Annotated in this window: 12 protein-coding genes; all 12 read right to left on the bottom strand. The window is 37.5% G+C overall.

What is annotated here, in order from left to right:
• Positions 1-151: 151 nt before the first annotated feature.
• Positions 152-2,305, bottom strand: coding sequence for a DEAD/DEAH box helicase (locus tag VXK47_RS17155; RefSeq protein WP_435550006.1), 2,154 nt, complete (start codon positions 2,303-2,305; stop codon positions 152-154).
• On the bottom strand, positions 2,302-3,069 hold the full coding sequence (locus VXK47_RS17150) for an AAA family ATPase (protein ID WP_435550005.1): 768 nt from the start codon (positions 3,067-3,069) through the stop codon (positions 2,302-2,304). Before VXK47_RS17150 ends, VXK47_RS17155 begins: the two co-directional genes overlap by 4 nt.
• Before the next feature lie 320 nt (positions 3,070-3,389).
• Complete coding sequence (locus VXK47_RS17145; RefSeq protein WP_435550004.1) at positions 3,390-3,935, bottom strand: tetratricopeptide repeat protein; 546 nt, start codon at positions 3,933-3,935, stop codon at positions 3,390-3,392.
• Entirely contained in the window at positions 3,875-4,342 is a 468-nt protein-coding gene (locus tag VXK47_RS17140) for a C39 family peptidase (RefSeq protein WP_435550003.1), read from the bottom strand. Before VXK47_RS17140 ends, VXK47_RS17145 begins: the two co-directional genes overlap by 61 nt.
• A gap of 275 nt (positions 4,343-4,617) precedes the next feature.
• On the bottom strand, positions 4,618-4,992 hold the full coding sequence (locus tag VXK47_RS17135; RefSeq protein WP_435550002.1) for a PA2779 family protein: 375 nt from the start codon (positions 4,990-4,992) through the stop codon (positions 4,618-4,620).
• Between the two features lie 237 nt (positions 4,993-5,229).
• Positions 5,230-5,586, bottom strand: coding sequence for a hypothetical protein (locus VXK47_RS17130; RefSeq protein WP_435550001.1), 357 nt, complete (start codon positions 5,584-5,586; stop codon positions 5,230-5,232).
• Positions 5,587-5,660: 74 nt separating this feature from the next.
• On the bottom strand, positions 5,661-5,969 hold the full coding sequence (locus VXK47_RS17125) for a hypothetical protein (RefSeq protein ID WP_435550000.1): 309 nt from the start codon (positions 5,967-5,969) through the stop codon (positions 5,661-5,663).
• A 36-nt stretch (positions 5,970-6,005) separates the two neighbouring features.
• The gene (locus tag VXK47_RS17120) at positions 6,006-6,383 is read right to left on the bottom strand and encodes a response regulator transcription factor (protein WP_435549999.1); all 378 of its coding nucleotides are present in this window, start codon (positions 6,381-6,383) and stop codon (positions 6,006-6,008) included.
• A 472-nt stretch (positions 6,384-6,855) separates the two neighbouring features.
• A complete protein-coding gene (locus VXK47_RS17115) occupies positions 6,856-8,214 on the bottom strand; it encodes a sigma-54-dependent transcriptional regulator (RefSeq protein ID WP_435549998.1) in 1,359 nt (452 codons plus the stop codon).
• Positions 8,215-8,221: 7 nt separating this feature from the next.
• On the bottom strand, positions 8,222-8,710 hold the full coding sequence (locus VXK47_RS17110; RefSeq protein ID WP_435549997.1) for a hypothetical protein: 489 nt from the start codon (positions 8,708-8,710) through the stop codon (positions 8,222-8,224).
• A gap of 53 nt (positions 8,711-8,763) precedes the next feature.
• Positions 8,764-10,227 carry a sensor histidine kinase gene (locus VXK47_RS17105; protein ID WP_435549996.1) on the bottom strand — a complete coding sequence of 488 codons (1,464 nt, stop codon included), beginning with the start codon at positions 10,225-10,227 and terminating at the stop codon, positions 8,764-8,766.
• Positions 10,228-10,475: 248 nt separating this feature from the next.
• Positions 10,476-10,931, bottom strand: coding sequence for a DUF362 domain-containing protein (locus VXK47_RS17100; RefSeq protein ID WP_435550007.1), 456 nt, complete (start codon positions 10,929-10,931; stop codon positions 10,476-10,478).
• Positions 10,932-11,129: the final 198 nt, after the last annotated feature.

Here is an 11,129-nt window from a genome sequence, read left to right as displayed (position 1 = left end):
CAGGCATAACAGTCATCTTCACTCTGAAAGTCTTCCTGGAAAATCAACCAACTCATTTCCCCATAATTTGGCTTAACCCCAATATTGCTGCTCATGATGTTTATTATAAATAATTGGGTCAGCTAAGTCAATAGGCCATTTTCTTATTTTATTATTCGGCTTTTTCCCGGCCATCTTCTTCCGCATTTTGCCGATGAACCGGAAAATAATCAAAAGGTAAAACAGGATCTTTCAGGATCAGGTCTATTGCTTCGGCTGCTGTATGGGAGGCTTCCGGGAATGCTGTTGAAAGGGATCTTATATGTCTTAAATTATCTGCGGTTCGCAAAATCAGCATCGCAAGATTGCCCTCATCCATTTCAGATATCAATACTACCTTCTCCCAGGTTTCTCCTGCAGCCCAGGCATAAATCGCGGCACAAGCCCTTAAATAAAGAGGCCTTATTTCAAATCCGCTGTCAAACATCAGTTTGGCAAAGGGCAACAAGCCTTTTTTTACCTGGGCAAAAGCCAAAAGAAGTTTTGCAGGAGTAAAACTTCTATCGATTTTATCTTCCATTTCTTTTTCATTTACAAATGATGCGATTATAGCGGCAAGAAGTGCCGGATCTTTTTGGGGAAATATTTTAAGCCTGAATCCTTCTGCAATTATAAGAGGCTGATCTACCCGAAGCTGAGACGCCCAAATACCGTCTTCTGTAAGTGCGCCGCTTTTTGAGACATATCCGGTTTCTATCAAAAAATCAAGATGATGTGTGAAAGCTTTAAGCAACAGCTCATTTCCGTTTCTTAAATACTTTTTGCCCTGTTTCTCTTTCTTCTGTTTTAAAATATAAGCTGCAAATGATTTTTTCAACAGATCTTCAATCTGATCCGGGGAATGCGAAAGCAAAAGATTTAATACCATTGAAAAGTTGATTCTGATCTGGCTGGGGATGTCAAGGGATGGAGAGTAAATAAGTTTTGCTATTAATCTGATATCAAGAAATCTGCCCGGTATCGCAAGCATAAAGCCGATTTTATCCATTCCTCTTCTGCCTGCCCTTCCGGTCATCTGGTGGAACTCTGTGGATGAAAGGGGCATAAACTCTTTTCCGTTGTAACGGTCGGAGTTTAAAAAAGCAACGGATCTGGCCGGAAAATTAACTCCTGCAGCAACGGTAGATGTTGCAAATACTGCATCAAGTAAGCCTTCGGTCATGAGTGTTTCCACAATGAGTTTCCATGACGGAAGCTGCCCGCTGTGATGAGATGCAACCGCTAAATTTTCAAGCTTACCAATATGGCGATGAAATGAGACATAAGGAATATTTTTTTCGAGTTCTTTTATTCTTTCCTTAAGCTGTCTTTTGGAAGAATTTGAAATGCTGTGATTTAAACAAAGATTAAGTGCTGCATCACAATCGGCGCGGGATTTTAAAAAAAATATTACAGGCAGAAGATGATACTTTTTGAGCACGGCCAATATATCGCCAAAAGGCGGTAAAGTCTGAAAATAGGATTGCCTGCCGTATTTTTGGGTTTTTAAAAGCTCTCCTATCTTTTTGAAAAGTTGTGCCCCTCCTTCCTTTGAAGAGGCATTTGAAAGCAGAGGCAGAAGCGTTCCGGCAGGATGAAGATAAAGAGGAAAAAGAGGTACAGGTCTTTTTGATTCATTGATAACTATACATTCTTTATTCCGGATGGATGACAGCCAGGATGCTATCTGCTCTGCGTTGCCTATTGTGGCTGAAAGCATTAAAAGAGGAATTCTTGCAGGAAGATATATCATTGTTTCTTCCCATACTACCCCTCTTTCCTCATCACCAAGAAAATGTGCTTCGTCAAGAACCACAAAATCGGTTGCAAGTGTCTCCCCATGATGCATTGCATCATAGAGCTGGTTTCTTAATATTTCCGTTGTACCGACTATTATGGGAACATCGGGATTCTCTTTTCTGTCTCCTGTCAGTATACCGACATTATGCGAACCGAATATGTCGCAAAATTCATGATATTTCGAATTGGACAAAGCTTTTAAGGGAGAAGCATACCAGGACTTTTTTCCTTTTTTGAAAACTTTTGCGATGGACTGAACGGCTATCCATGTTTTTCCTGCGCCTGTAGGAGCGGTAACAAGACAGTCAGCTTTTTCTATCGCCTCTATCGCATTTAACTGAAAAGGGTCGGGTTTAAATTCGGCTTGCTCAGGAACTCCGATAGAAGCAAAGACATTTTTCAGCTCACTGTCTGCGCCAGGTCTTATCCTGACAGCCGGGATTTTTTTGCCCCAACGCTTTTGCACAGGAATATATCTTTTCCTCATTTTTCAGTTAATCCGGCGATTACCTTTTCAATTTCTATTATAGCGCTTGTTTTATTGTCGAAAGGAGATATCCCATTCAAATCCGCTTCAATAAGGGCGTCATCATATGGTATAAAACATGAGAATTCAAAACCGGGAAGGTTCTCTTTTAAAAATTCCATATCCTTATCGCTTCTTATTTTATTGCCGACAAGAGATAGATTTTTAAGTCCTATTTCGGAAGCAAGTTTTTTGATATGCCCGGCAGTCTCAATGCTGCGCCGTCCCGGTTCAACTACTATGAAAAGCTTGTCAACAGCTTGTGCAGTGGCCCTGCCAAGATGCTCTATGCCTGCCTCCATGTCCATAACCACAACTTCGTCCCTTGAAAGTACTACATGTGTTACAAGTGCTTTTAATAGAGTGCTTTCAGGACATATGCAGCCTGATCCGCCTTTTTTGACTCCACCAAGCCTCATAAGTTTTATATTTTCAAACCGGGCGGAAAGAGCTTCCGGAAGATCATCCACTTTAGGATTAAGTTTGAAAAACCCGCCTATGGTTCCGGGCTGTGCTTCCGTTCTTTCAAATATAAGGTCTTTCATTTCCGCAATAGGAACTATCTTGTCCGCCCCTTTAATTCCAATTGCTGCTGCAAGATTGGCATCCGGATCGGCATCTATAGCAAGTACATGTTTGCCGTTTTTGTTCAAAGCACGTATTAAAAGAGCCGAAAAAGTTGTTTTACCTACTCCGCCTTTGCCGCTTACCGCTATTTTCATCATTGAATCCTTTCTATTTTATAGAATTTTATAAATTATTTTAGTTTTTTTATTTATATCATCGGGATACTGCGCGGGCAAGGGAATAATACGAAAGGAATATATGTATTCAGATATTTTGCAAAAGTATAAGATATGAATGAAAAGTATAAGATATGAATGACTTGCAGAAGTTACATCAACAGGCTGCAGGCGATTATTTTATTTTCAATCTTGTGCAGTAAAAAGATTTATTTTAATGCAAGTACCGACTTTTTACGAATCCATCAAAGCGTAAACATTTCTCATTACAATAGCGCGATACTTTTTACAGTTCTGAACAGTTAATATGATGGTGTTAATATTTTTTTATTTTGTCTGTTTAATATTCTTATCTTATCCAGTGTATCAAGATAGATATTTTCTTTTGACGGATTAATTGTCATGGCCTTTAGAACCAGTTTTTCCGCTTCTTCAAGATTTTCTTTTTTTGTGTAATAAAGCCATGCAAGATTGTTGTAGGCGTCTGAGTTCTGAGGGTCTTTTCTGATCGCTTCTTTATAATTATTTACTGCTTCATCAAAATTGTTTTTTTTGAAATAAACATTTCCAAGATACAGATAGGCAACCGGAAGACTTTTTGCGGCCATTTCATATTGTTTTATCGCGGGGTCAACCTCGTTTATTTTTTCATAGGATAAACCAAGATCAAGATGTTCCTGGGCGGTGAGCGGGTCATCAAGCAGCTTAATTTCTGAGAGGCCACAGCTAAAAAATAAAAACAGACAGCAAAGAGATATGAATTGAGATCGGATGTACCCACGACTGATCATTGTTTTTTTGATTGCTTTGGTGTTATCAATAATGTCCAGGAATTTGCTTTTCCCCATATTCTCAGAAAATCTTCTTCATTGATAAACTTCTGAGGGCTTTTTCCTGAATATGCTATTATACCATTATTATTGTAACCTATTATAACCATATAGTGATATTGCTGATACTTCCAGAAGCCATAATCCACCATGACAATAAGCGGATACCCATTGTTTATATTTTCTCTGATGTAGCTGATATTACGGTTTTTGTTTGTATGTATCGCATTCAAGCCTTTTTTTTGGGCATACAAAACCATATCCAGAGTAAGAGTTCCTCTCGCAGAATTGCTGTATATCTCTTTGGAGATAGATTCAGGAGAAGTTTTTACTCCCCAATAAAGCATCACTTCGGCTAAAGAAGCTGGCCCACACTGATAAGTCTCCTGGGGGAAGAAAGGAACATTTCTTATCAGGTGGGCCATGCCTGTTCCCACGTTGTCTTTTGATATTGCACATGACGAAAGGAAAAACATGAGTATAATAAACAGACAGAGAAACCCTCCGGATGGGCAAGTTTTAATATATCCTGAATAACTGTGAGGATATATCCGGGAGTTTATTGTCATAAATTTATATGTTTTATTCTTTTTGCATTAACAACGCAGCACTATATTTTCTGATTTTACCGAAATAATTAAAAGATACATATTATAACTTGTAAAATCATTTTGAACCTTAAACTTAAATGGATATTTTTCTATCTACGGGAAACATTTACCTTGTAGCCTGTAACATAAGCCCATATACCGACAAGTATTCCAATAAGAAGGATTACAACCAAAACTTCAAACCCGTTTCCTCCGACTTTCAGATCATCAATATTAAGTGCAAGCTGATGGATCTGGCTGTCGCTGAGTTGCGAGAGCCGGCCGTTGACTTCATTTTGAGTAAGGCCTAATTGTTCAAGCCTTTCTTTAATTATTTTTGTTTCCAGAACATTCTGTATTTTATCTATTTCCGTTGCTCTGTCATACTTTGACAGGGATACCGAAGGACAGAAACCTGCTTCAACTCTTGGAACTACACCGATGAAAAACATAACAAAAACAAGACACAACGAAATACGTTTCATACAAATCCTCACATTATTATATTAAATACTTAAGAAATTGGATTACCCCATAAGCCATTAAAGTTGATATCATAACAAGACCTGTGATTACAGCAAATCATGGAGTTGCGCTACAGAAGCGGAAAAAATATTTCATTTTCTGTTCCTCCTATAAAATAATAAAATAAACTTTACAGGCAGGAAAGAGCGTTAGCTTTCCTGCATTTTAACTAAAATTAAAAATTACCACAATATAAATTAATGAATCAAAAGACTGTTGTCCTTAAAACTCGGATTTCCATTTCTTGTATCAAAATCAGAATAAACCTGGCTTTGCCAGCAGCATTCCTGAAAAACAGATGCTATTTCACCGGTGAACTCAAAACGATTTCCGGAGCTAATAAACGGACTGATATTATAGCGGAAAACATTAATACCAAATGGTTCTATCAAACAAAGAAAGTCGGTATTGATAAATACTTTCTCATTATTTGAAAAACATCTGTTCATAAAAAAAATAAGCTCAAGAGCAGAAGCACCGTCAAAATCTCCTATCAGCCTAAGATGTATGTCTTTGCCATGTCTTTTAGACTCTATGCTGAAATTTGGTGCCATATTATCGCTTTTTCCTTTCACTGATTTCTACTATTTTAACCCATCATTTTTATTGCGATTCCATGCCAATTTGTTTATTTCAAATCATGTTTGATCATTGACAGAATAATTCCCGATAATCTATCATATTCTACAACTACATTGTCACCAGCTTTAAAATTCCTGAGTTCAACATCCATGCTAGCAGTTAAAGACAAGGCCATACCAGTGGTATCCGCTATAGAAACCTTTCCTGTATCAGGACTGATATCTGCAATTATCCCTGCCACTTTTATCAAACTATTATCTTTTAATTCCCTGGAAAATGCTGTTTCTGCAAAAGAAAACATCAACAGGACAATAATAAACAATGAAAATATTTTTGCATGAAATGATTTATTCATTGTATTTACCTCCTTATCATATAGCCGGACACAATATTATGCTTCACAAAGCAACTGTTTGAGTTCGGAAATAGCGAAGGGTTTTTTTAAGAAATATGCCTGGTGCATTGTATGTTCCTCCTGAAGGGGAGTTTGGAATTTACTCCATTCACCACTCATATATATAGTCTTAATTTCCGGACTATGTTGTCTTATAGCTCTGACCATTTCTATGCCGTTTTTTCCCGGCATCTGTATATCGGTGAGAACAAGATCCGGTTTGAAATCAAGGGATAGCTTATATCCCTCCTCGCCATTCGCTGCTGTCTTGATTTTGAAAATATATTCATTATCGAACATGTTATCCAATATGATTTTAGCAAGACCGGCAATTATCTCATCATCATCGACTATCAGAACTTTCATTTTGTCCATCTTATAACTCCTTGACATGGTTTTGTTTATTATCTATTAATACAGCTTCTACACTTTTTCATGGCTTTTAATTCTGATGGACTCGTAAAAAGTCCCCAAACCGTCATACCGGCGAAGGCCGGTATCCAGAACATATTGGATTTACTGGTTTCCGGCCTTCGCCGGAATGACGAAACGAGGGTTTTCCGACTTTTTACGGTTTCATCAATTCTGACGGTTTTATAAAAGGCACATCAATATTGTTTATTAGCCAACTTATAAACACTGCTTATTCTTATTGTTGCTTAGCAAAGTATGGGCCAAAAATGATCGTTTTTATAATATGCTGATATTTAATAAGATATTGTCTCAGAGAATAATCTTGTCTGAATTAAATGAAGGGTATTTCATACAAAATGATTGGCCAAAGGTGCAGACTATTGTCTAACTATTTGATAAAAAACTAAAATAATGCGAAGGTAAATTCATACACTTAGCTTTGTTTTTTAAAATCTGTTGAATTTATATCGTGCTTTTTCAAAAGATCATATAAATCAGCCCTATATTTTCCTGCCAGATTTGCTGCTTTGCTTATATTACCTTCAGATATTGAAAGGATGTTGGATAAATACTTCTTTTCAAAATCATTTTTGGCTTCTTTAAGCGGTTTTATCCCTTCCTCTCTATTCTTCGGAGTTTGAAGAATCATGTCTTCACCGATTGTATCCTGTGTGGTCATTGCCACTGCGTATTCTACGGTATTTTCGAGTTCCCTGACATTACCGGGCCAGTCGCGTGATAAAAGTCCATGCATAGCAGAAGGAGTAAATTCTTTTATATCCTTTTTCATTTCCGCACAAAATCTTTTTAAAAAATGATTTACAAGAAGCGGGATGTCCTCTTTTCTCTCTCTTAAAGGCGGCAGGTGTATGGGGATAACATGAAGACGATAGAAAAGATCGCTACGAAAAAGCCCTTTCTCAACTTCCTTTGCCAGATCCTTATTGGAGGCGGCTATTATCCTGACGTCAGCTTTAACAGAGCTTTCAGATCCAAGAGGGTAAAACTCTCTTTCCTGAAGAACTCTCAACAGTTTCGCCTGCATCGGCAATGGCGTTTCAGTAATTTCATCCAAAAGCATAGAGCCGCCGTTAGCCTGGGCAAACAGCCCTTTTTTGCTGGACATTGCTCCGGTAAAAGCCCCTTTTTTAAAACCGAACAGTTCACTCTCCAGCAGATTTTCAGGAATTGCGGCACAATTTATAGCCAGAAAGGGGCCGTCTTTTCTCATGCTGGCAAGGTGCAGGGCCTTGACTATAAGCTCCTTGCCGGTTCCGCTTTCACCATGTATGCATACATTAGAATCGGTTTCAGCTGCCATAGCCACCTGCTCCAAAACCTCTTTCATCTTTCCGCTTTTGCATATTATATTCTTGAATTCATAACGTTCTCCGACAATATTTTTTAGTCTTTTCACCTCTTTTGAAAGACTTGTCCTTTCAATACCGTTTTTTATCTGCAATAAAAGCTGTCGATGATCAAAAGGCTTTGTTATATAGCTGTATGCTCCCTTTTGCATGGCATTAACTGTACTTTCAATGGTTCCGAAGGCAGTAAGGATAATTACCGGCATTTCAGGCCGGATATCATGTAATATTCCCATAAGTTCGATGCCGTCTTTGCGTGCAAGTTTCAGATCAACCAGAGCCAGATCAAATTCTTCCTCTCTGGTAACTTCTATTGCCTTCTGAACATCGGATATAGAAGTTGTCGCATAACCTTCGGCCTCAAGTCTCATCTGCAAGACCCTTAGAATATTTAAATCATCATCAACTATCAGTATTTTATCCATAACAGCCTCATTTATGATTAACGCTTCTCTTTTTTTTCTGGATATTCAAATCTATCTCTTTTAATTTTTCTATCTGTTGCTGCAGATCATCTGCTTTTTTATCCTTTAACTGATTATCCTTTTGCAGATCTTCAATTTTTTTGTCTTTTATCTGGTTTTCTTTTTTCATAACATTAATTTTATCATTTAAGCCGGCTATTTCCGATCGTTGTCCTTCAATCTTTTTACCTCGTTCCATAACTTTATACAAAAGCGACATCCATATTGGGGCCTGATTGTTCAGTTTGCTTTCGGGAAATTCCTCTGTCAGTCTTTTAAAATATTTTAAGGATGTCCTATAATTATAATCAGGATTTACCGGATTAGCATATATTAAACCCATATTAAAAAGAGCCTTATCCCCTAGTTGAGGAAATTCTTCCAATAGTTGCTGATTTTTTTCAAGCGCAAGACTATAGTCGCTCCTGATCATCAAATCCTGTGTTTCCATCAGCATTTGCTTTTCTTTAAGGGCGCACCCCGAAAAAGCTGATATACTTAATATAATGATTATACAGGTAAGGTAAAAGAAAAAGTGCTTCCTTTTCCCGGCTTGCTTTCGGCCCATATTTGACCTCCATGAACAGTTATTATATGCTTTGCAATAGAAAGCCCCAAACCAGTCCCTCTCTCTGCTGCTCTTCCACCTTCTATCCGTTTGAATTTTTCAAAAACCCGTCCGAGTTCCATCTCCGGAATTCCATACCCGGTATCCGTAACAGATATCTCGATCATCCCTTTTTCATTTAATATAGCTGAGATGTTTATCTTCCCTTTTTCCGGGGTAAATTTCAGGGCATTCCCCAGCAGTTCTTCAACTACCTGAAGTATCCTCTCCTGATCAATATTTATAGGGGGCAAACTATTTACAGGACACATATTTAATTCAATACCCCTTTTTTGTGCAAGATGCGATAATTTCAATATATTTTTTCTGATAATAGGCATTATGTCAGTAACATCAAAGTGATAATCCATCATCTTTGCTTCCATACGTGAAAGATCAAGGATCCGGTTAACCTCAACAATCAACCTTTTACATTCATCTTTTATAATGGAATATAGCTCTTGCTGCCTCTCCGGCTTACCTGCAAAGATTCCTTCAAGCAACATACCCGATGCCTCCTGAATTGCAGTAAGAGGGGTACGTAATTTATGGGATATATGGCTGATAAAGTCTATCTTTAAATCATCCAGTTCCTTAAGACGATCACACATATTATTAAATGCTGTGGCAAGCTCTCCGATCTCAGGAGGAGAATGAATAGTTAATGGCTCAGGATATCTGCCTTTTGCAACCTCCGTTGTTTTTTCTTTTAAAAGCAGTATTGGACGGTTTATTCTTTTTGTATTGAAAAAGGATATAAAAGCCACCATTAAAACCGCTAAGGCTACAAGTGCGGTAGTCACTTGTACAACTTTAATGCTTATAGCGCTGGCTTCGCGGGTTTTTTTCCATCTGTCGTGTTCGGCTATGCTGGTAAGTTCTTTCAGAATACGATCTATCTCAGCTATCAGTTTATCTCTTTTTCCCTTATAAACTTTATAGCTTTCTTCATTGGAATTCCGGTTAAGCAATGATTCCTTAGCCTCATCTCTGAAAAGAGTCAGGTATATATTATAAGCATTTATAGCATCATTGACCAATTTTGTTTTATAAGATGTGTCTGCCAGTATTTCTAATTTTCCTATAGCATTCGGGAAAGAATTCTCCGATTTCCAAAACTGCATATAGAAATCCTGATCCTTTAAAACAAAGAACTTTTCTTCAAATTCCAGTTGTGTAAGCAGACAGTCTTTAAGTTCTGCGGTAATACTTGTCGTAGTATCATCAACTGAAATAATATAAGCTATATTTTGATTAACCTGATTAAGTCTGAGATGGGCATAGATTCCCAGGTAAATAATTAAAAGTATAATTGCAATATAGCCGATCATGAGTCTCGCAAAGATTGTAAGCTTCATCTTCTTCATCTATAAGTCTTCCCATGATAAATATTTTAATTGTGATTGCTGTACAGTAAATAAGAATTTCATGATCTTAGCTTTGAAGAACAATATGCCTGGGGTTTCCATACGGCCAAGAGATGTGTCCGATTTACGTATTCCCTTAATATTTATGCTATATTATTCTTAATATTACCGCAAGTATAATAATATTTTATAACACATTGCATTTTATTGTTTTTTAATTTTTTTTGTATGCCGGTTAATTTGCATGGTTATAAAACGCTTATCATTTCAGGATTCAGCATGCGGTAGTCTATATTGCCCGCTCCTGCAGTATGCGCTTTTTCTATGTATGCAAGTTCACTTGCACTTTTACCAAGAAGTGTTGCACCGTAAGCATCAACGGCAACCTGATCCGTTCCGGCTATCATAGTATTTGTCTGTTTTAAATCAGAAAGTGAACCGCCTGTAGGCCCGTTTGACATCATGCTTGTTGTTCCGTCAAGAATAACAAGCGTGGGCTTAAGCATGATTGCCAGTTCTTTTATTATGTTATTTATATCCTGGTGGAAAACATTTCTTCTCCACCCAAGAAGTCCATACCAGTTTTTCATGGCCATGGAAGCCCCGCTCCTGTGATGATCTTTTACCGGAGCAATACCTATAACCTTATCGGCATTTATAAGCGGTTTATATAAAACAGGCCAGTCTTTTATGAGATTACCCAGGGTTATTTTGTTCTTTGAACAATAAAAAAAATTACAATTAATTAAACAAACAAGTGGTCAAAGTCCCAATAATAATGTATAGGAAAGATGATCAAAATTATTATTGAGGCAAAATCCATGACATTACAAACGATAACGGTAAGGCCGGTTCTAAAGGAAGAGGAACAAGAATATATCAAGTTGATGGCAAAACACCAT

Origin of the sequence: Desulfobacterium sp. N47, from assembly GCF_051233685.1 — a bacterium.
In the GTDB taxonomy this organism is placed as follows: Bacteria; Desulfobacterota; Desulfobacteria; order Desulfobacterales; family RPRI01; genus RPRI01.
The sequence above is the reverse complement of the archived record's forward strand: the minus strand, read 5'-3'. Positions and strand labels throughout refer to the sequence as shown.

Excerpts from the sequence above, each read along its gene's own strand:
- VXK47_RS17155 (WP_435550006.1), bottom strand. The coding sequence starts at position 2,305 with ATGAGGAAAAGATATATTCCTGTGCAAAAGCGTTGGGGCAAAAAAATC.
- VXK47_RS17150 (WP_435550005.1), bottom strand. The coding sequence starts at position 3,069 with ATGATGAAAATAGCGGTAAGCGGCAAAGGCGGAGTAGGTAAAACAACT.
- VXK47_RS17145 (WP_435550004.1), bottom strand. The coding sequence starts at position 3,935 with ATGGGGAAAAGCAAATTCCTGGACATTATTGATAACACCAAAGCAATC.
- VXK47_RS17140 (WP_435550003.1), bottom strand. The coding sequence starts at position 4,342 with ATGGCCCACCTGATAAGAAATGTTCCTTTCTTCCCCCAGGAGACTTAT.
- VXK47_RS17135 (WP_435550002.1), bottom strand. The coding sequence starts at position 4,992 with ATGAAACGTATTTCGTTGTGTCTTGTTTTTGTTATGTTTTTCATCGGT.
- VXK47_RS17130 (WP_435550001.1), bottom strand. The coding sequence starts at position 5,586 with ATGGCACCAAATTTCAGCATAGAGTCTAAAAGACATGGCAAAGACATA.
- VXK47_RS17125 (WP_435550000.1), bottom strand. The coding sequence starts at position 5,969 with ATGAATAAATCATTTCATGCAAAAATATTTTCATTGTTTATTATTGTC.
- VXK47_RS17120 (WP_435549999.1), bottom strand. The coding sequence starts at position 6,383 with ATGGACAAAATGAAAGTTCTGATAGTCGATGATGATGAGATAATTGCC.
- VXK47_RS17115 (WP_435549998.1), bottom strand. The coding sequence starts at position 8,214 with ATGGATAAAATACTGATAGTTGATGATGATTTAAATATTCTAAGGGTC.
- VXK47_RS17110 (WP_435549997.1), bottom strand. The coding sequence starts at position 8,710 with ATGCTGATGGAAACACAGGATTTGATGATCAGGAGCGACTATAGTCTT.
- VXK47_RS17105 (WP_435549996.1), bottom strand. The coding sequence starts at position 10,227 with ATGAAGAAGATGAAGCTTACAATCTTTGCGAGACTCATGATCGGCTAT.